This window comes from Klenkia brasiliensis (assembly GCF_900100695.1).
Classification (GTDB): Bacteria; Actinomycetota; Actinomycetes; order Mycobacteriales; family Geodermatophilaceae; genus Klenkia; species Klenkia brasiliensis.
Genome location: NZ_FNCF01000009.1, coordinates 94,230 through 113,241 on the forward strand (window position 1 = coordinate 94,230; position 19,012 = coordinate 113,241).

The window sequence follows — 19,012 nt, forward strand, 5'->3', positions numbered from 1 at the left end:
CAGCACCGATCGGGTACCCGGCGATACCCGGCGGGTATCGACCTCGGCGTAGCGTCGGTCGGCGTGGAGACCCGGGAGCTGCGCTACTTCGTGGCGGTCGCCGAGGAGCTGCACTTCGGCCGCGCGGCGCAGCGGCTGGGCATGGCGCAGCCCCCGCTGTCCCGGGCCGTGGCCCAGCTCGAGCGGCGGCTGGGCGCCCCGCTGCTGACCCGGTCCAGCCGGTCGGTCGCGCTGACCCCGGCGGGGGAGGTGCTGCTGGCCGAGGGCCGGGCGGCGCTGGCCGCGGTCGAGGCCGCCGAGCGCCGCACCCGCCGGGCCGGCGCGGCCGACCGGCCGGGCGTGGTGCTGGCGGTCAAGGCCGGCGCGTCGGCGGAGCTGCTGGCCAAGCTGCTGGACGCCTACGCCGCCGAGCCCGGTGCGGTGCCGGTGGAGGTGCTGCTGTGCGCGGTCGGCGAGCAGGGCCCGGCGCTGCGCGACGGCCGGGCCGACGTCGCGCTGCTGCACCTGCCCTTCGACACCACCGCGGGCCTGGACACCGAGGAGCTGGGCACCGAGGGCCAGGTCGCCGTCCTGCCCGCCGGGCACGCGCTGACCGGGCGGACCGAGGTGTCCCTGGCCGACCTCGACGACCTGCCCGGCCTGCCGCCCCCGCGCTGGAGCGGCCCCGGTGGCCGCCCGGCCGGGCCCGGGCCCGAGGTGCGCGACCACGCCCAGCTGCTGCAGCTCGTGCAGCTCGGCCGCACGTACACCGTGCTGCCGGAGTCGGTCCGCTCCCAGCTGCCCGAGGGCGTGGTGACCGTGCCGGTCCGCGACGCGGCGCGGGTGACGACGGTGATCGCCTGGCCGCCGCACAGCCGCTCCCGCCCGGTCGCCGACCTGGTGGCCACCGCGCTGCGGCTCTGATCAGCGGATCCCGGTGCCCCAGCGGTCGGGGTGCCGGGGCTGCTGCACGTCGTCGGTGAGCACCGCGGCGAAGTCGGCGGCCGACCAGCCGGTCCTCTCCTCGGTCGTCGCCGGCGCCGGGTGGGTCCACACCGACAGCTGCGTCCCGTCGAAGGACAGCACCTGGCCGTGCAGGTGGGCCGCCTGCGCCGACGCCAGGAAGACCACCACCGGCGCCACGGCCTCCGGCGGCGGGAAGGTCAGCGCGTGCGCCACCGCGCCGGTCGCGAACACCTCCGTCATGCCGGTGGCGGCGACGGGGGCCAGGGCGTTGACCCGGATGCCGTGCCGGTGCAGCTCGAGGTCCATCGCCCGGGTCAGCCCGACCACGCCGGCCTTGGCGGCCGCGTAGTTGGTCTGGCCGGCCGTGCCGAACAGCCCGGAACCCGACGTCACGTGCAGCACGGCGCCGCCGGTGCCCCGCATCGCCCGGACGGCGGCCCGGCTGCAGTCCCACGTGCCGCGCAGGTGGACCGCGACCACCTCGTCGAACTCGGCGTCCGTCATCCGGGCCAGCGACCGGTCCCGGGTGGTGCCGGCGTTGGTCACCACCATGCCGACCGACCCGAAGGCCGCGGCGCACGCACCGACCAGGGCGTCGCCCGCGCCGGCCGCGGTGACGGAGACGGCGTGCCCCACCGCGGTGCCGCCCTCGGTGGTGATCTCCTCGACCACGGCCGCGGTGCGGTCGGGGTCGGTGCCGTTCACCACGACCCGGGCGCCGGCCGCGGCCAGCGCGTGCGCGAAGGCCCGGCCGAGGCCCCGGGTCGACCCGGTGACGACCACGGGGAGCCCGGCGAGGTCGACCGGTCCGGCCCCGTTCACCCGCCCACCACGGGGGTGGCCAGCACGGCGTGGACGGTGGCCCGCAGGGCTGCCGCGGTGCCGCGCTGGGAGTGCCAGCGGCCCAGCCGGACGACGTCGTGGACCACCGCGCGGGCGGCATGCACCAGGACCGTGGCCTGGTCCTCGGCCAGGGCCGGCCGGGCGACGGTCAGCGCGTCCACCCAGGCGGCGACGTCGGCGGCCAGGGCGTGCCGCACCCGGCGGGCCGCCTCCGGGGGCAGGTTCTTGGCCTCCAGCACGTACACCGCGAACAGTGCCCGCTCGGCCATGCCGAGCTCGACGTAGCCGGTGACCAGCTCGGCGAGGCCGGGACGGCCGGCGTGCCGGGCGGTGAGCCGGGCGCTGGCCGCGCTGAACGCGGCCACCAGCAGGTCGGCCTTGGTGGCGTACCAGTGGTAGATGCTCGGCCCGGCCATGCCCAGCTCCGCGCCGATGTCGTCGAGGCTGACCGCCGGGTAGCCGCGCTGCGCGAACAGCCGGACGGCGGTGTCCAGCAGCTGCGCGCTGCGCCCCACGGGCTCCGGCCGCACCGGTGCGGGGCGGTCGGACGGCCCGGCCGCCTCCCGGGTCCGGGCGGCGGACAACGCGGCGGCGGCCAGCAGGACGCCGTGCCGCACCGGGTCGGGCTCCCGGCGCCGCGCTGACGGGCTGCCCAGCACGGCCAGCGCCGCGGTGGTGGCGAACCGGACCGCGGCGGGGGACAGGTCCGGTCGGTCGGCCGAGACGGCCGCGGCGAAGCGGCGGGCGAGCGCGGCGAAACGGCGGTCCAGCGGCGCCCGGCGGACGGCGTCGACGTGTCGGAGCTCGCGCTGCAGCAGCACCCACAGGTCGTGCTCGGCGACCGCGGCCTCGGCCACGACGGCGAGGAAGGCCGGCAGCGGGGTGCCCGGCGCCCGGGCCAGTGCCTCCTCCACGACGTCCAGCGCGCGGTCGACGGCGGCGGCCAGCAGCTCCTGCTTGTCGCGGAAGTGCCGGTACAGCGCCGGCGCGGTGATCCCCACCGAGCCGGCGACGTCGGTCATCGAGACCTGGTGGAAGCCGTGCAGCCGGAACAACCGGCCGGCGGTGTCGGCCAGCTGGGCCCGCCGCTGCGCGGTGGGGAGCCGGGTGCGCGGGAGCGGCCGGGTCACCGGTCCGGCTCGAGCAGCCGGTGCTTCTGGATCTTGCCGCTCGCGGTGGCCGGCAGCGCAGGGACGACGGTCCAGTGGGTGGGGAACTTGGCCCGGGCCATGCGCACCTCCTCGAGGTGGCCGATGATGCCCTCCGGCCCGGTCCACTCCGCACCCGGGGCGAGGACCAGCCACGCCCCGACGGCCTCGCCCATCCGTTCGTCGGGCACCGCGGTCACCGCGACCGCCGCGACGTCCGGGTGGGCGGCGATGGCGGACTCGATGTCCAGGGTGGAGAACTTCTCCCCGCCCCGGACGACGATGTCCTTGAGCCGCCCGGACATCCGCACCCACCCCTCCTCGTCGACGACGCCGACGTCGCCCGGGTAGAACCAGCCCTCGGTGTCGATCTGCTCGGCGGTGCGCTGCGGGTCGGTGTAGCAGGTGAGCAGCTGGGGGCCGCGGATGCGCAGCTCGCCCTCCGTGCCCGGGGGCAGCGGCGCACGGTCGGGACCGACGGCCTGGATCTCCATCCCCGGGAGCACCCGGCCGTCCCACAGCGACCTGCGCTCGACCGGGGCGTCCTCGGGGGCCGCGGCGCAGACACCGGCGGTCTCGGTCATGCCGTAGCAGCGCATGGCGCGCACCCCGACGGCCTCGGCGCGCTGGACCACCACCGGCGGGATCGCCGCGCCCGCGCAGGCGTAGAGGTCCAACCGGTGCCCGGCCCCCGCGCCGGCCTCGTAGCGCTGCACGAGGTCGGCGAGGAACAGCGTCGCGCCCATCGCCAGCGAGGCCCGCTCCCGCTCGATGACGGCCACCGCCTCGTCCGGTTGCCAGGCCGGCATGATCACCGACCGGGCGCCCAGGAAGGCCGGGAACACCACACCGGCGACGAACCCGCCCAGGTGCGACAGCGGGGTCGCGCACAGGACGACGCAGTCCTCGTCGACGTCCAGCGCCACCTGGAAGGCGCGCAGGTGGGCCAGCAGCGCCGCGCTGGAGAGCAGGGCGCCCTTCGGGGCCGACGTGGTGCCGGAGGTGTAGAGCAGCAGCGTGGGCTCGTCGGGGTCCAGCGGCTCGGGCAGCTCGGTGGTCGGCACCTCCCCGGTCGCCGGCAGCGCCGTCCAGCCCGCGCGGGTGCCGCCGACCAGGTACCGGGCGACGGGGGTGTGGCCCAGGTCGGCCAAGATGGCGTCGGTCTCCTCGGCCGGCCGGCGGGCGCCCAGCGTGTCGGCGACGGCGACCACCGCGGGCCGCGCGTCGTCGAGGATCTGGCGCATCTCGTGCTCGCGGTAGATCGGGATGACCGGCATGTCCACCGCGCCGATCCGGAACGCGGCGACCTGCAGCGCGAGGGCCTCCAGGCAGTTCGGCAGCTGCACCATGACCCGGTCGCCCCGCTGCACGCCGCGGCGGACCAGGTCGGCGGCCACGGTGGTCACCCAGGCGTCGAACTCGCCGTAGGTCACCCGCCGGTCCCCGAACGCGAACAGCTCCCGGTCGGGGGTGCGGGCGGCCTGCCCGGCGAGCAGGTGGCCGATGCGGGGGTCGTACCGGTCCGGCGACGTCGTCGTCATGCCGAGGTCCTCTCTGCGGGCGGGGTGAGCAGGCCGAGCAGGTACGCCCCGCCCCGGCGGCCCTCCCGGGGCGGCAGCGCGCCGAGCTGGCGGAGCATGTCGACGATCTCGAAGGCGGCGGTGTACCGGGACAGCAGGCCGTCGGTGAAGCCGAGGAACACGTCGCAGCCCTGCACCCGGAAGGTGGCGTCCGTGCCCAGGGCGGCGGGTGCCCGGCCCGATTGCTCGAAGAGCACCAGCGCGCGGCCGTCGTCCACGGCGGTGAACAGCTGCACCTCCTCGACGCGGTAGTCCGGCATCGCCCGCCAGATCGCGTCGACGTAGGCCCGCACGGCCTCCCGCCCGTGCAGCGGCTCGGGCCAGAACACCCGCTCCTCCCACGCGACGTCGGGGTGCAGCAGCGCCAGCACGGTGTCGGTGTCGCGGGAGTTCCAGGCGTCGATCCACGCGTCGGCGAAGGTGCGCAGGAAGCCCGCGTCGACCCCGGTCACGGCGTGGACCGGATCGCGCCGAACGCGTCGGTGATGCGCTCCACGACGTCGGGGTGCCAGATGATCTCCCGGTAGGCCATGGTCTCGAAGGACAGCGCCGAGATTGGGTCCATCGCCGGTGAGCGCAGGACCATCTCCTTGTTGAACATCGCCGACTTGGTGCTGGTCGCCGCGATCGAGGCGGCGACGGCGGTGGCCGCCGCGACCACGGTGCCGGTGGGCACCAGCCGGTCGAGCAGGCCGATGCGCAGTGCCTCGGCGGCGTCGATTCGGTCGCCGGTGAGCGTGAGCAGCTTGGCCTGGCTCAGCCCGACGATCTTCCACAGCGGGGAGAAGTAGGGGGTGAGGCCGAACTTGACCTGCGGGAAGCCGAGGACGGCGTTCTCCGCACCGACCCGGATGTCGCAGAACACCGCGATGTCGCAGCCGCCGCCGAGGGTGGGGCCGGCGCAGGCCGCGACGGTGGGCTTGGGGTAGTCCAGCAGCCCGCCGTACACCCGCAGGCAGGCCGCTGCGTAGGCGGCGCGGGTCTCCTGGGTGAACCCGGACTGCAGGTCCAGGTCCAGCCCGGCGCAGAACATCTCCTCCCCACCGGTCAGCACCACGGCGGCGACGTCGTCGTCGGTGCGCCAGGCGTCGAGGTGGTCACCGAGGGCGCCGAAGAGCTCCAGGCTGAGCGCGTTGCGCCGCTCGGGGCGGTCGAAGGTGATCGTGCCGACCCCGCCGGACACCGAGGCGGTGACGGCGGTGACGGCGGACGAGTGGTCGTCCACGAGCGGCTCCCCTGGTCGGTGGTCGCGGCGGACGCTAGCGCAGCAAGTGAACGGTGACTAGGCCTTGACCCGGGACGCTCGTCGGGCTTGCATGCCGCCATGTGAACGGCGGGCAGGCCGCCGGTCGGACGACCAGGGAGCGGCCGTGGCCGAGCACCGGTACCTGCGGACCAGCGTCGAGGGCGGCGTGGGCGTGCTGCAGCTGGACCACCCGGCCAAGCGCAACGCACTGGGCTGGGAGCTGCACGAGGAGCTGGTCGCGGCGCTGGAGGACTGGGCGTGGGACGACGACGTCGCCTGCGTGCTGCTCATCGGCGACGAGGAGTGCTTCTGCGCCGGCTGGGCCCTCGACGTCCTGGAGGGCACCACCGGTGTCGACCGCACCCGGTTCACCGACCTGGCGATGCGGCTGATGGTGGCCCTCTACGACTACCGCAAGCCCACCGTGGCCGCGGTCGCCGGCGTCGCCCCGGGCTACGGCATGGACCTGGCCACGATGTGCGACATCACCATCGCGTCGGAGAGCGCCGTGTTCGGGTCGACGCAGGTCAAGTACGCGATGAACGGCTTCTACCACGCCCTGCAGAGCCGGGTCGGACCGCAGCGGGCGCGCCGGATGTTCTTCACCGGCGACCCGGTCGACGCGCAGGAGGCCCTGCGCTCGGGCCTGGTCGACGAGGTGGTGCCGGTCGGGCAGCTGCGGGAGAGCGCACTGCGGCTGGCCGGCCAGATCGCCGAGCACGGCGCCGAGCTCACCACCGTGCTCAAGGAGGTGGCGCTGCGGGCGGGCCCGATGGACCACGTGGCGGCCACCGCCTACGAGCTGCGGGTCACCCACGACCTGGTGCAGCGCGGGCTGTTCACCACCCGGGTCGCCGAGGGTCTGCAGCGGCTGCGCGCCGGCACCAGCCGGGCCACCGAGCGCCTGGCCCGCCGGCCCTAGGCCATCGCGACGGCGGCGCCCAGCTCGGCCCGGACGAGGTCGGACGCGCGCTCGGCGATCATCATCGTGGGCGCGTTGGTGTTGCCGCGCACCAGCGTCGGCATGACCGAGGCGTCGACCACCCGCAGGCCCTCGATGCCGTGCACCCGCAGCTGGGGGTCGACCACGGCGAGGTCGTCCGTGCCCATCCGGCACGAGGACACCGGGTGGTACAGCGACTCCAGGGTGTCGCGCACCGCCTGCCGCAGGCCCTCCCGGGTGGACACGGTGCCGCCCGGCGACCACTCCTCGGCCAGCACCCCCGCCAGCGGGCCGACCGCGGCGATGTCCCGGGCCTTCTCCACCCCGGTCACCAGCGCCTCGAGGTCGCGGTCGTCGGTCAGGTAGCCCGCGTCGATGGCCGGCGCCCAGGTGGGGTCGGCCGAGCGCAGCCGCACCGACCCGCGCGACTCCACCCGGACCAGCACGGCGCAGGCGGTGAACGCGTCGACGTCGGGGTCGACCCGGGCCTGCTGCCAGTACTTGACCGGCAGGAAGTGGAACTGCAGGTCGGGCTCGGCGAGCGCGTCGTCGGAGCGGGTGAACAGCCCGGCCTCGGCCAGGTTCGAGGTCAGCGGGCCCCGGCGGGCGCCGAACCACTGGGCGTAGCCCGAGGGCGACTCGCCGCGGAACAGCGACCGGCCGCTGCGGACGTGCCAGATGGTGGGCACCAGCGGGTGGTCCTGCAGGCCCTCGCCGACCCCGGGCAGGTCGTGGTGCACGTCGACGCCGACCGAGCGCAGGTGGTCGGCCGGGCCGATGCCCGACAGCTGCAGGATCTGCGGGCTGCCGATCGCGCCGGCGGCGAGCACCACCTGGTCGGCGTGCACCTGCGCCAGCTGCCCGTCGGCCACGTACTCGATGCCGGTGGCGCGGTCGCCGTCCAGCAGCACCCGGGTGACGTGGGAGCCGGTGCGCACCGTGAGGTTGGGCCGGCCCTCGGCCGGGTGCAGGTAGGCGTCGGCGGCCGACCAGCGCCGGCCGCGGCGCTGGGTGACCTGGTACAGCCCGGCGCCCTCCTGCTGCGCGCCGTTGAAGTCGTCGTTGCGCGGGTACCCGGCGGCGACCGCGGACTCCACGACCGCGCGGCTCCACGGGTGCGGGGACCGCAGGTCCTCCACCCGCAGCGGGCCGCCGGTGCCGTGGAAGGCGTCGGCGCCGCGCGCGTTGTCCTCCATCCGCTTGAACAGCGGGAGGACGGCGTCGTAGGACCAGCCCGGGTCGCCGGTGAGCTGCGCCCACTCGTCGTAGTCGGCGGCCGCACCGCGGATGTAGATCATCGCGTTGTTCGAGCTGCAGCCGCCGAGCATCTTGCCGCGCGGCCAGAACACCCGCCGCTGCGAGGCGGCCGGCTGCGGCTCGGTGCTGTAGTTCCAGTCCCGGCGGGTGCGGAAGGTCTTGTACAGCGCCGCGGGGATCTGCACCTCGAGGACGTGGTCGGAGCCGCCGGCCTCCAGCAGCAGCACGCGCAGCGCGGGGTCCTCGGTCAGCCGGGCGGCCAGCGCGCACCCGGCCGACCCCGCACCGACGACGACGACGTCGAACGCGTCGCTCACCGGTGGCGCCCGTGCACGACACCCATGACGCGGGCGAGGGCGTCGGCGGCCTTCTCGGGCCGGGCGAAGCTCATCAGCGGCACCGGCAGGGCGAACCGCTGCCGGGTGATGGCCTTGGCGCGGGTGAACTCGCGGAGCCCGTCCTCGCCGTGGATGCGGCCGAAGCCGCTGTCGCCCACGCCGCCGAACGGGAGCGCGGGAACGCTGGCGAAGGCGATCACCGAGTTGATGCTGGTCATGCCGCTGCGCATCCGGCGGGCCAGGTCCATGCCGCGCTTGGCCGACCCGGTGAACACCGAACCGCCCAGGCCGAGCGTGGTCGCGTTGGCGAGCCGGAGGGCCTGCTCGGCATCGGCGACCTGCGTGATCGTGAGGGTGGGGCCGAACGTCTCCTCCTGCACGGCCACCGAGGACTCCGGGACGTCGAGCAGCACGGTGGGGGCGACGTAGCCGTCGGCGATGGTGCCGCCGGTCGCGGCGCGGCCACCGGAGGCGGTGGCGTCGTCCAGGTGCCGGCGGACGACCTCGGTCTGGGCCGGCATGGTCATCGGGCCGTAGGAGGCGGCCTCGTCCGAGCCCGGGCGCAGCCCGGCGACCCGCTCGGTGACGGCGGCGACGAACGCGTCGTGCACGGCGGCCGTGGCGTACACCCGCTCGATGCCGATGCAGGTCTGCCCGGCGTTGCTCATCGCCCCCCACACGGCGGCGTCGGCCGCGGCGGCCACGTCGGCGTCGTCGTCGACGATCATCGCGTCCTTGCCGCCGCACTCCATGAGCACCGGGGTGAGGGTCTCGGCGCAGGTGGCCATCACCTTCCGGCCGGTCGCCGCGGAGCCGGTGAAGGCGACCTTGCCGACGCCGGCGCGGCACAGCGCGGCCCCGGTCTCGCCGAGACCGGTGACGACCTGCAGGGCGTCGGGCACGTCGGGGACGGCGGCGGCCCACGCCTCGGCCAGCCACACGCCGACGGCGGGGGTGAACTCGCTGGGCTTGAACACCACGGCGTTGCCGGCGGCCAGCGCGTAGGCGATGGAGCCCATCGGCGTGAAGACGGGGTAGTTCCACGGGCCGATGACGCCGACCACGCCGAGGGGCTGGTACTCCAGCACCGCCTGGTGGTTGGCCGCGAGCAGCCCCGGGTTGACGTTGCGCGGGCCGAGGGTCTTCTTGGCGTGCGCGCCGGCCCAGGCCAGGTGGTCGACGGCGAGGGTGATCTCCAGCAGCGCGTCGGCGTGCGGCTTGCCGTTCTCCCGGTGCACCAGGTCGGCCAGCTCGTGCATCCGGCGGGCAAGGTAGCCGCGGTAGGCGGCCAGCCGGGTGCGCCGGCCGGCGAAGCCCAGGGCGGCCCAGGTCGCGGCGGCGTCCCGGGCGCGGGCCACGGCGGCGGCCACGTCGTCGGGGGTGTGCACCGGCAACTCGGCGACGAGCGCACCGTTGGCGGGGTCGGTGGAGCGGAAGGTGTCCGCAGGGGCGGCGGTGCCCCGGTCCTCGACGAGAGACATGCGGCGGATGCTACCCGCCGGTAGGGGGTGTGTGTGACCGCAGGTGACACACACCCCACTCCCTCCTGACCCGCCGGGGCGAGGGATCCCTTCCCCCACGGAGGGAGCGGATCCGGGGGGTGTGGGCTCCCTCGCCCCGGCGGGGTCAGAACCAGCGGGGGGCGGCCTGCGCGCCGGGGGCGTGGCCGTGCTTGCTGTCGGCCTTGCCCCCTCCGCGCCGGGGCACGCCGGCGTGCGGGGTGTCCTCGAGCCGCAGCCAGGTGGCGTGCAGCGACAACCACTGGCCGGGGGTGAGGTCGGCCGCGCGGGCGGTCGGGGGCAGGCCCTCCGACCGGAGCCAGCGGACGCCCTCGACGCCGGGCAGCTGGCCGCGCAGGACGGCGCCGAGCGCCTTCCCGCGGGCGGCGGCCACGGCGTGCGCGAGGCGGTCGAAGCCCTCGCGCTCGTCCTCGGGCAGGGTGGCGCGGGCGGTGCCGGCGGGGGAGTCGGCAGCGGGGGGATGGGTCATGGGGACCTCCGGACGGGGGTGGTCCGGGCAGGGGCGTGCTGCTGCCCGGTCGGTCGGTCGGGCGAGGGGTTCGGCGGACGTCAGCCGAACAGCAGCAGGGAACCCATGGCGGCGACGCTAGGGCGGTCGCCGCCGTCCGTCACCCGGTTTTCCGGGCCTCCCGGGCGGCCTTGCGGGCCTTGCCGGCCTCCCAGCGCTCGCGGTCCTTGGCGCGCTTGCCGGCGTTGGCCTCGTACCGGGTCCGTCGGCGCCGGGCGCGGGCCATCTCCCGCTCCTCGAACGTGGTGCCCTCGCCCCAGTGGCTGGCCAGGTGGCCGACCACCACCAGCACCCCGCCGAACAGCAGCACCGCGCTGCCCAGGATCGGGTCCAGGAAGAACGCCCCGACGGTCGCCAGCACCCAGACCAGGGCCCCGACCTGCACGCGCTTGCTCATGGCTGCGAGTATCCGCGCGGTCTCGCGGCCGGGGGTGGGCTGGGCCAGGATCGGGGGATGAGCACCCCCACCCCGGACGGCCCGCCGTTCCGCGCCGACCACGTCGGCAGCCTGCTCCGCCCGCCGCACCTGCTGGAGGCCCGCGGCCGGTTCGCCGCCGGCGAGCTGGACGCCGAGGGCCTGCGCGCGGTGGAGGACGCGGCGGTGGACGAGGTGGTCCGCCTGCAGGCCGACGTCGGGCTGCACACCGCCACCGACGGGGAGTTCCGGCGGGCGTCCTGGCACATGGACTTCATCCACTCGATCGGCGGGATCGAGAAGGTGGAGGAGAACATCACCGTCCACTTCCGCAACGCCGACGGCTCGCTCGACTTCACCCCGGCCGGGCTGCGGGTCACCGGACCGCTGTCCATCGACGAGCCGGTCTTCGCCGACGACTTCGCCTACCTGCAGGGCGCGGTGCAGCCGGGCCAGACCGCCAAGCTGACCATCCCCTCGCCGTCGATGGTCCACTACCGCGGCGGCGCGGCGGCCGTGGACCCGGCGGTCTACCCGGACGAGGACGCGTTCTGGGACGCGCTGTCGGCGGCCTACCGGCAGCAGGTGCAGGGCATCGCCGCGCAGGGCTGCCGCTACCTGCAGCTCGACGACACCTCGCTGGCCTACCTCAACGACCCCGCCCAGCGGGCCCAGCTCTCGGCGCAGGGCCGGGACGCCGAGCACCAGCACGAGCGCTACATCCGGCAGATCAACGCGGCGCTGGCCGGCCGGCCCGAGGGGCTCACGGTGACCACCCACCTGTGCCGGGGGAACTTCCGGTCCTCCTGGGCGGCCGAGGGCAGCTACGACTTCGTGGCCGAGGCGCTGTTCGGCGGGCTGGAGGTCGATGGGTTCTTCCTGGAGTTCGACGACGAGCGCTCCGGCGGGTTCGAGCCGCTGCGGTTCGTCCCGCCGGGCAAGCGCGTCGTCCTGGGCCTGGTGACCACCAAGCGGCCGGAGCTGGAGAACGCCGACGACCTCAAGCGGCGCATCGACGAGGCCGCCCGGTACGTGCCGCTGGAGCAGCTGGCGCTCTCGCCGCAGTGCGGGTTCTCCTCCACCGTCGAGGGCAACGCGCTCACCCTGGACGACCAGGTCGCCAAGCTGGAGCTGGTCGTGGCGGTGGCCCGGGACGTCTGGGGCTGACGGGACGCCGGGGCTGGACGCGGAACGTGACCGTGCCATAAGTTCTACCTCGGCGATCGAGACCACGGGCGCCGGCCCACCCGCCGTCCCCCGAGACGAGTGCCCATGTCGGCAGCCCTGTCCAGCCCCGCCCTGCGCATCGTCGTCGGGGAGCCCGTCGACGGCGTCGTGCCGGTCGGCGTCGTCGGCGAGGTCGACACCGCCAGTGCCGACGAGCTGCGCGTCGCGCTGACCGCCGTGCTGGCCGGCACCGGGGTGCGCGGGCTGGTCGTCGACCTCACCGCGGTGCCCTTCCTCGCCGTCCCCGGGCTGCACCCGCTGCTCGAGGCGCAGGCGACCGCGGCCGGGTCCGGCCGCTCGATGAGCGTGCTGGCCGGCCCGCACGGCGGGGTGGACCGGCTGCTGCACCGGGCGGGCCTGCGCGCCTGACCCGGCAGGATGGGCAGGGTGGCGACGCTGCCCCCGGACCTGACCGCGCTGGCCGACGAGCTCGGCCCGCTGCTGACCCCGCCCGCCCGCGAGGTGGGGCTGGACGCCGCCCGCGAGCGGTTCGACCGGCTGCTCGCCCGCGGCCTGGCCGGTGCCCCCGACGTCCCCGTCTCCCGGGTCGACCTCGGGGACGGGCTGACTGCCGACCGGTACGACCCGCCCGGCGCCGGTGGGGCCACCGTCGTCCTCCTGCACGGGGGCGGCTGGACCGTCGGGACGGCGGCCGGCTACGGGGGGCTGGCCGCACGGTTGGCCGCGGGGCTGTCGGCCGTCGTCCTCGCGGTCGAGTTCCGCCGCGCGCCCGAGCACCCGTTCCCCGCCGCGGTCGAGGACGCCGTGGCCGCGGTGCGCTGGGCGCTGGCGCACGCGGGGGACCCCGCGCGGGTGGTGGTCGCCGGCGACAGCGGCGGCGGCAACCTGGCGGCGGTCGCCTGCCGGGAGCTGCGGGACGCCGGGGGCCCGCAGCCGGCCGCCCAGCTGCTGCTCTACCCCTCGGTGTCGGCCGGCGCGGACTGGCCCTCGGTCGAGGCGTACGGCGCCAGCCCGTTCTTGACCCTGTCGGACATGGGCTTCTACACGCGCAGCTACGTGCCGCGCGGGGTGCCGCTCACCGACCCCCGGATCAGTCCGCTGGAGGCGCCGGACCTGGCCGGGCTCCCCGCCGCGCTGGTGGCCACCGCCGAGCTCGACGCCCTGCGCGACCCCGGCCGGGCCTACGCCGCGGCGCTCGCCGGCGCCGGGGTGCCGGTCACCGCGCTCGACCTGCCCGGGGTGCCGCACGGCTTCGCCCACCTGGTCGCGCTGCACGACGGGTGCGCCGTCGCCCTCGACCGGGTGCTGGCGGCGGCGCGGAGGCTGCCGGCGTTCGGCTGAGCCGGACGCAGCGGCCCGTCGATCACGGGCGCATAACGAAACACCCCTCCGGATGCCGGAACGGGCCGCGTCTCTTCCCCTGCCTCACAGCTGGCACCTAGTGTCGCCGATCACGCGATGTCCGTGACGTGGGTCACGGACGTTGACCGGTGCAACCTCCAGCGTCGAAGGGCGGCACGTGCTCGCAGTCAGCAACCTCGAGGTCGTCTACGACGACGTCGTGCTGGTGCTCCGGGGGGTGAGCCTCGAGGTCCCCGACGGGAAGATCGTGGGCCTCCTGGGCGCCAACGGCGCCGGCAAGACGACCCTGCTCCGGGCGCTGTCCGGCCTCCTGGACATCCACCACGGCGCGGTCACCCGCGGCCAGATCACCCTCGACGGCGAGCGGATCGACCACCTGGACCCCCAGCAGGTCGTCGCCCGCGGCATCAGCCAGGTGCTGGAGGGCCGCCGGGTGTTCGGCGAGTTCTCCGTCGAGGAGAACCTCCGCGTCGGGGCGCACACCCGCCCGAAGGAGCGGGCCGCGAACCTGGAGCGGGTCTACGACCTGTTCCCGCGGCTGCTGGAGCGGCGGACCCAGGCCGCGGGCTACCTGTCCGGCGGCGAGCAGCAGATGCTGGCGATGGGCCGGGCGATGATGAGCTCCCCGCGCTACCTGCTGCTCGACGAGCCCAGCCTGGGGCTGGCCCCGCAGCTGGTCGGCAGCATCCGCGACCTGATCAGCCAGATCAACGAGGGCGGGACGACGGTCCTGCTGGTGGAGCAGAACGCCTCGATGGCGCTGTCCATCTCCGACCACGGCTACGTGCTGGAGACCGGCCGGGTCGTCATGGACAAGCCCGCGCAGGAGCTGCTCGACGACTCCGACATCCAGGAGTTCTACCTGGGCCTGGGCGCCGAGGGCGAGCGCAGCTTCCGCGACGTCAAGCACTACAAGCGCCGGAAGAGGTGGCTGTCGTGACCCACGCGTCCCCGTCCCCCGTGCTCGAGGTCGAGGGGGTCACCCTGCGGTTCAAGGGCGTCACCGCGATCAACGGGGCGACCTTCACCGTCGGCGAGCGCGAGCTGTTCGCCATCATCGGCCCCAACGGCGCCGGCAAGACCTCGGTGTTCAACGTGCTGTCGGGTGTGTACCGGCCGCAGGAGGGCTCCGTCCGCTTCCTCGGCGAGGAGATCCTCGGCCAGCGTCCCAACCGGATCGCGGCCAAGGGCATGGCCCGCACGTTCCAGAACATCGAGCTGTTCGAGAACCTGACCGTCGTCGACAACCTCATGCTCGGCCGCGCCCACCGGGTGCGGTACGGCATGTTCGCCGCGATGGCCTGGCTCGGTCCGGCCCGGAGGAGCGAGCTGGCCGACCGCGCCGCGGTCGAGGAGATCGTCGACTTCCTGGAGCTGGAGTCCTACCGGCGCTTCCCCGTCGGCCTGCTGCCCTACGGCGTGCAGAAGCGGGTGGAGCTCGGCCGCGCGCTGGCGATGGAGCCCAAGCTGCTGCTGCTGGACGAGCCGGTGGCCGGGATGAACCTCGAGGAGACCGAGGACATGGCCCGGTTCATCGTCGACATCCGCGACGAGCTGGGCCTGTCGATCCTCATGGTCGAGCACGACATGGGCCTGGTCATGGACCTGGCCGACCGGATCATGGCCGTCGACTTCGGCGTCCCCATCACCACCGGCACCCCGGCCGAGGTCCAGCGCGACCCTAACGTGATCAAGGCCTACCTGGGCGAGGACCACGACACCGGCGGCCGGCGCAAGAAGAAGACCGTCGACGAGGGGACGCCGGCATGACCACCACGACCGAGCCGAGCACCCGGGGCACCGCGACCACCACGGTCGTCACCCGGGTCCGCGACCGCGCCCGCGAGACCCCCACCGGGGTGGCGATGCGGTCCAAGGAGCGCGGCCTGTGGCGGGAGACCAGCTGGTCGCAGTACTGGGACGACGTCCTGGACGTGGCGCACGCCTACCTGGACCTGGGCGTCGTGCGGGGTGACCGGGTGGCCATCCAGTCGGAGAACCGCCGCGAGTGGCTGGTCGCCGACCTCGCCGCCGTCGCCGTCGGGGCGGTGACCGTCGGGCTGTACCCGACCAACCCGCCGGCCGAGGTGGTGCACGTGCTGCGCGACTCCGGCGCCCGGCTGCTCGTCGCCGAGGACCAGGAGCAGCTGGACAAGGCGCTGGAGGTCTCGGCGGAGCTGCCGGCGCTGGAGCACCTGCTCTACCTGGAGCCCCGCGGCATCCGCGGCCGCTACACCGACGCCCGGCTGCTGTTCTGGGAGGACCTGCTCGAGCGCGGCCGCGCGCACCGCGCCGCCCACCCGGGTGCCGTCGAGCAGGAGATGGCCCGGACGTCGTCCGGCGACCTGATGACCCTGATCTACACCTCGGGGACGACGGGGGCGCCCAAGGGCGCGATGCTCACCGTCGGCAACGTCGAGGCCACCGTCACCGCGCTCACCGGCCCGGCCGGGCTGCTCGACCCGCCCGCCGGCCCGAAGGACCTGTCGCTGTCCTACCTGCCGCTGTGCCACGTCGCGGAGCGGATCTTCACCACCTGGAACAACGCCGCCACGGGCATCCAGGTCAACTTCGCCGAGTCCATCGACACGGTGCCGGAGAACCTGCGCGAGATCCAGCCGACCTTCTTCTTCGCCGTCCCGCGGATCTGGGAGAAGCTGCTGGCCACCGTGCAGGTCAAGCAGTCCGCGGCCAGCACGCTCAAGCGCAACGTCGGCAACCTCGGCCTGCGGCTGTCGGCGAAGGTCGCCGCGGCGATGGAGGCCAACGGTGGCAGGCACACGGCCGGCAGCCGGGTGCTGCACGGCATCGCGTGGGTGCTGGTGGTCCGCGCGCTGCGCGACCGGCTCGGCCTGCGCCGGGTGCGCTGGGCCGGCTGCGGCGCGGCGCCGGTGTCGGTCGACGTCCTGCGGTTCTTCATGGGTCTCGGCGTCCCGGTGCACGAGGTGTACGGGATGACCGAGAACACCGCCTCGGCCACCGCCAACCGGCCCGGCCGGATCCGGCTGGGCACGGTGGGGGAGCCGCACGACTCGGTCGAGCTGCGCATCGACGAGACCACCGGCGAGGTCCTGACCCGCGGTGCGGCGACCTTCGCCGGCTACTGGAACCGGCCCGACGCGACCGCCGAGGCCATCGACGCCGACGGCTGGCTGCACACCGGCGACGTCGGGGTGCTCGAGGACGGCCGGCTGCGGATCACCGACCGGATGAAGGACATCATGATCACCGCCGGCGGCAAGAACGTCGCGCCGTCGGAGATCGAGAACGCCGTCAAGGTGTCGCCGCTGATCAAGGAGTGCGTGGTCATCGGCGACCGCCGTCCGTACCTGACCGCGCTGATCGGCATCGAGCCCGACACGGTCGGGGACTGGGCGCAGAAGCAGCGGATCGCCTTCACCACCTACCGGGACCTCACCGAGCGCGTCGAGGTGCGCGAGCTGGTGCAGGGCATCGTCGACGGCGTCAACGCCGGCCTGAACCCGGTCGAGCAGATCAAGACGTTCCGGCTGCTGCCCAAGCTCCTCGACCACGAGGACGGCGAGCTCACCGCCACCCAGAAGGTCCGCCGGTCCGCGCTGGCCGAGCGCTACACGCCCCTCGTCGAGTCCATGTACAGCAAGGGAGCCCGCTCGTGAGGGACGTCCTGCTGACCGTGGTGCGGGGGCTGGGCTTCGGCTCGGTCTACGCGCTGCTGGCCGTCAGCTTCGTGATCATCTACAAGTCGTCCAAGGTCGTCAGCTTCGCCCAGCCGGCGCTCATGCTGGCCGGGGCGGTGCTGGTCAGCTACCTGGCCGGCCCGGTCGGGTTCTACCTCGCCGTCCCGCTGGCCGCGGTGGCCATCGGGATGCTCGGCTGGGGGCTGGAGCGCACCACCATCCGGCCGATGATCGGCCGGCCGGTGTTCGTCGTCGCGATCATCACCCTGGGCCTGGACATCGCCATCCGGGTCGTGGTCAACGTCTTCATCGGCCCGGACGTGCGCAACGTCGGCGACCCGTGGGGTCTGTCGACCGTCGACGTGCTGGGCCTACCGGTGCAGGAGCGCTACATCGCCATGGCCGTCGTCCTGCTGGTGGTGGGGGCGGGCCTGTTCGCCTTCTTCCGGTACAGCCGGTACGGCCTGGCGATGCGGGCCTCCTCGCTGGACCAGGAGACCGCGCTGGTGCAGGGCGTCCCGGTCGGGTCGATGACCGCGCTGGCCTGGGCGATGGCCGCGGGCATCGCCGCGGTCGCGGGGGCCTTCGTCGGCGCCGGCGGCGGCGTGGACCAGTCCACCTGGGTCATCGCGCTCAAGGCCCTGCCCGCCATCATCATCGGCGGCCTGGACTCCATCGGCGGCGCCGTCGTGGGCGGCCTGCTGGTCGGCCTGGTGGAGAGCTTCTTCGCCACCTACCAGGGCGAGTACCTGCCCTTCCTCGGCCAGAACTTCTCGCTGGTCTCCCCGTACGTGCTGCTGCTGGTCGTCCTGCTCGTGCGGCCCTACGGGCTGTTCGGCACCCGAGAGGTGGAACGCGTGTGACCGCCGTCCGAGAACCGTCGAAGTCGCAGACCCCGGCGGCGGCCCCGGCGCCCGCGGAGGCGAAGGGACGGCGGCCGCTGGGCCGGCCGCTGCTCTACACGGCCTACGGCCAGGACATGGCGCTGCTCAACACCGGCGCCAAGAAGGTCGCCGTCGGCGTCCTGCTCGTGGTGGCCCTGCTGCTGCCGTTCCTGCTCGAGGACGACCTGCTGCGGCTGCTGGCCACCGGCTGCGTGCTCGCGATCGGGGCGATCGGGCTGAACCTGGTCACCGGCTACGCCGGGCAGGTCAGCCTGGGGCACGCGTTCTTCATCGGCATCGGCGCCTACACCGCCGCGGTGGTCTCCGGTGACCCCGAGGACGACCGGCTCTACGGCCTGGGCATCACGTTCCTGCCGGTGTGGCTGCTGGCCGGGGGCCTGATGGCCGCACTGGTCGGCCTGGTGGTGGCTCCGCTGGCCAGCCGGCTGCGCGGGCTGTACCTGGCGATCGTGACCCTGGGCCTGGTCTTCCTGGGCACCCACGTCTGGAACGAGTGGGACGCCGTCACCGGCGGCGTCGGCGTCGGCCGCCCGGCCGCCGACCCGGTGCTGTTCGGGGTCGACCTGTCCCGGCGGACCGAGTCCTTCAGCGCCGACCAGCAGCTGTACCTGCTGATGTTCGTGCTGCTGTGCGTGTTCGCGCTGCTGGGCCGCAACATCGCGCGCTCGGCGATGGGCCGCAGCTTCGCCGCCGTCCGCGACCGCGACATCGCCGCGGAGGTGACCGGCGTCGACGTCCGCAAGGTCAAGCGCCGGGCGTTCGTCATCAGCGGGTTCTACGCCGGGTGCGCCGGGGCGCTGCTGTTCTCCATCACCGGCTACCTCGACCCGTCGAGCTTCGGGCTGCTGCTGTCGGTGCAGTTCGTGGCGATGGTGCTCATCGGCGGGGTCTCCACGATCTCCGGCTCGATCATGGGCGCCTTCTTCATCGCGCTGCTGCCGCGGCTGACCCGCGAGCTGCCCGAGTACCTGCCGTTCCTGTCCTCGTCGGCGACCGAGACGCCCAACGTCTTCCAGGTGGAGACGCTGCTCTACGGGCTGCTGATCGTCGCGTTCCTGCTGCTGGAACCGCGGGGCCTGTTCGGCCTGTGGATCCGGATCCGCAACTACTGGAAGGCCTGGCCCTTCTCGTACTGATCCACCCCTGATCTCCCGC

19 protein-coding genes are annotated in these 19,012 nt (G+C 74.5%); 10 read left to right on the forward strand and 9 right to left on the reverse strand.

Annotation, left to right across the window (positions count from 1 at the left end; all coding sequences use genetic code 11):
* The first annotated feature begins 63 nt into the window (after positions 1–63).
* Positions 64–903, forward strand: coding sequence for a LysR family transcriptional regulator (locus BLT39_RS20915; protein WP_091068892.1), 840 nt, complete (start codon positions 64–66; stop codon positions 901–903).
* On the opposite strand, the gene BLT39_RS20920 is transcribed toward BLT39_RS20915, so the two are convergent.
* The 5 genes from BLT39_RS20920 to BLT39_RS20940 are packed head-to-tail and all read right to left on the reverse strand — an operon-like array spanning position 904 to position 5,741.
* On the reverse strand, positions 904–1,767 hold the full coding sequence (locus BLT39_RS20920; RefSeq protein ID WP_165640351.1) for an SDR family NAD(P)-dependent oxidoreductase: 864 nt from the start codon (positions 1,765–1,767) through the stop codon (positions 904–906).
* Positions 1,764–2,918 carry a TetR/AcrR family transcriptional regulator gene (locus tag BLT39_RS20925; RefSeq protein WP_165640352.1) on the reverse strand — a complete coding sequence of 385 codons (1,155 nt, stop codon included), beginning with the start codon at positions 2,916–2,918 and terminating at the stop codon, positions 1,764–1,766. Before BLT39_RS20925 ends, BLT39_RS20920 begins: the two co-directional genes overlap by 4 nt.
* On the reverse strand, positions 2,915–4,477 hold the full coding sequence (locus tag BLT39_RS20930; protein ID WP_091068898.1) for a class I adenylate-forming enzyme family protein: 1,563 nt from the start codon (positions 4,475–4,477) through the stop codon (positions 2,915–2,917). The genes BLT39_RS20925 and BLT39_RS20930 overlap by 4 nt, the downstream gene beginning before the upstream one ends.
* Complete coding sequence (locus tag BLT39_RS20935) at positions 4,474–4,968, reverse strand: nuclear transport factor 2 family protein (RefSeq protein WP_091068904.1); 495 nt, start codon at positions 4,966–4,968, stop codon at positions 4,474–4,476. The genes BLT39_RS20930 and BLT39_RS20935 overlap by 4 nt, the downstream gene beginning before the upstream one ends.
* Positions 4,965–5,741, reverse strand: a complete 777-nt coding sequence (locus BLT39_RS20940) for an enoyl-CoA hydratase/isomerase family protein (protein ID WP_091068907.1) — start codon at positions 5,739–5,741, stop codon at positions 4,965–4,967. The genes BLT39_RS20935 and BLT39_RS20940 overlap by 4 nt, the downstream gene beginning before the upstream one ends.
* A gap of 145 nt (positions 5,742–5,886) precedes the next feature.
* Here BLT39_RS20940 and BLT39_RS20945 point away from each other — a divergent pair, with 145 nt between their 5' ends.
* Positions 5,887–6,684 carry an enoyl-CoA hydratase/isomerase family protein gene (locus BLT39_RS20945; RefSeq protein WP_207508282.1) on the forward strand — a complete coding sequence of 266 codons (798 nt, stop codon included), beginning with the start codon at positions 5,887–5,889 and terminating at the stop codon, positions 6,682–6,684.
* Here BLT39_RS20945 and BLT39_RS20950 read toward each other — a convergent pair.
* From BLT39_RS20950 to BLT39_RS20965, 4 genes are all read right to left on the reverse strand, one after another.
* Complete coding sequence (locus tag BLT39_RS20950; RefSeq protein ID WP_091068914.1) at positions 6,681–8,279, reverse strand: GMC family oxidoreductase; 1,599 nt, start codon at positions 8,277–8,279, stop codon at positions 6,681–6,683. The two genes, BLT39_RS20945 and BLT39_RS20950, sit on opposite strands and share 4 nt — an antisense overlap.
* Positions 8,276–9,781, reverse strand: a complete 1,506-nt coding sequence (locus tag BLT39_RS20955; protein ID WP_091068917.1) for an aldehyde dehydrogenase family protein — start codon at positions 9,779–9,781, stop codon at positions 8,276–8,278. Before BLT39_RS20955 ends, BLT39_RS20950 begins: the two co-directional genes overlap by 4 nt.
* 145 nt (positions 9,782–9,926) lie before the next feature.
* The gene (locus BLT39_RS20960) at positions 9,927–10,289 is read right to left on the reverse strand and encodes a hypothetical protein (RefSeq protein ID WP_091068922.1); all 363 of its coding nucleotides are present in this window, start codon (positions 10,287–10,289) and stop codon (positions 9,927–9,929) included.
* Positions 10,290–10,428: 139 nt separating this feature from the next.
* Positions 10,429–10,725, reverse strand: coding sequence for a hypothetical protein (locus BLT39_RS20965; RefSeq protein WP_091068924.1), 297 nt, complete (start codon positions 10,723–10,725; stop codon positions 10,429–10,431).
* Between the two features lie 57 nt (positions 10,726–10,782).
* On the opposite strand from BLT39_RS20965, the gene BLT39_RS20970 reads away from it, so the two are divergent.
* The 8 genes from BLT39_RS20970 (at position 10,783) to BLT39_RS21000 (ending at position 18,993) form a co-directional block, all read left to right on the forward strand.
* Positions 10,783–11,910 carry a 5-methyltetrahydropteroyltriglutamate--homocysteine S-methyltransferase gene (locus BLT39_RS20970; RefSeq protein WP_091068928.1) on the forward strand — a complete coding sequence of 376 codons (1,128 nt, stop codon included), beginning with the start codon at positions 10,783–10,785 and terminating at the stop codon, positions 11,908–11,910.
* A 105-nt stretch (positions 11,911–12,015) separates the two neighbouring features.
* Positions 12,016–12,339, forward strand: a complete 324-nt coding sequence (locus BLT39_RS20975) for an STAS domain-containing protein (protein WP_091068931.1) — start codon at positions 12,016–12,018, stop codon at positions 12,337–12,339.
* 18 nt (positions 12,340–12,357) lie between these two features.
* Entirely contained in the window at positions 12,358–13,272 is a 915-nt protein-coding gene (locus BLT39_RS20980; RefSeq protein WP_165640353.1) for an alpha/beta hydrolase fold domain-containing protein, read from the forward strand.
* Between the two features lie 178 nt (positions 13,273–13,450).
* Positions 13,451–14,233, forward strand: a complete 783-nt coding sequence (locus BLT39_RS21905) for an ABC transporter ATP-binding protein (protein WP_109502202.1) — start codon at positions 13,451–13,453, stop codon at positions 14,231–14,233.
* The gene (locus BLT39_RS21910; RefSeq protein WP_207508283.1) at positions 14,230–15,063 is read left to right on the forward strand and encodes an ABC transporter ATP-binding protein; all 834 of its coding nucleotides are present in this window, start codon (positions 14,230–14,232) and stop codon (positions 15,061–15,063) included. Before BLT39_RS21905 ends, BLT39_RS21910 begins: the two co-directional genes overlap by 4 nt.
* The gene (locus BLT39_RS20990) at positions 15,060–16,931 is read left to right on the forward strand and encodes an AMP-dependent synthetase/ligase (protein WP_091068936.1); all 1,872 of its coding nucleotides are present in this window, start codon (positions 15,060–15,062) and stop codon (positions 16,929–16,931) included. Before BLT39_RS21910 ends, BLT39_RS20990 begins: the two co-directional genes overlap by 4 nt.
* Complete coding sequence (locus tag BLT39_RS20995; RefSeq protein ID WP_091068939.1) at positions 16,928–17,815, forward strand: branched-chain amino acid ABC transporter permease; 888 nt, start codon at positions 16,928–16,930, stop codon at positions 17,813–17,815. Before BLT39_RS20990 ends, BLT39_RS20995 begins: the two co-directional genes overlap by 4 nt.
* Positions 17,812–18,993, forward strand: a complete 1,182-nt coding sequence (locus BLT39_RS21000) for a branched-chain amino acid ABC transporter permease (RefSeq protein WP_207508285.1) — start codon at positions 17,812–17,814, stop codon at positions 18,991–18,993. Before BLT39_RS20995 ends, BLT39_RS21000 begins: the two co-directional genes overlap by 4 nt.
* Positions 18,994–19,012: the final 19 nt, after the last annotated feature.

Excerpts from the sequence above, each read along its gene's own strand:
- BLT39_RS20930 (WP_091068898.1), bottom strand. The coding sequence starts at position 4,477 with ATGACGACGACGTCGCCGGACCGGTACGACCCCCGCATCGGCCACCTG.
- BLT39_RS20955 (WP_091068917.1), bottom strand. The coding sequence starts at position 9,781 with ATGTCTCTCGTCGAGGACCGGGGCACCGCCGCCCCTGCGGACACCTTC.
- BLT39_RS20970 (WP_091068928.1), top strand. The coding sequence starts at position 10,783 with ATGAGCACCCCCACCCCGGACGGCCCGCCGTTCCGCGCCGACCACGTC.
- BLT39_RS20990 (WP_091068936.1), top strand. The coding sequence starts at position 15,060 with ATGACCACCACGACCGAGCCGAGCACCCGGGGCACCGCGACCACCACG.
- BLT39_RS20965 (WP_091068924.1), bottom strand. The coding sequence starts at position 10,725 with ATGAGCAAGCGCGTGCAGGTCGGGGCCCTGGTCTGGGTGCTGGCGACC.
- BLT39_RS20960 (WP_091068922.1), bottom strand. The coding sequence starts at position 10,289 with ATGACCCATCCCCCCGCTGCCGACTCCCCCGCCGGCACCGCCCGCGCC.
- BLT39_RS20975 (WP_091068931.1), top strand. The coding sequence starts at position 12,016 with ATGTCGGCAGCCCTGTCCAGCCCCGCCCTGCGCATCGTCGTCGGGGAG.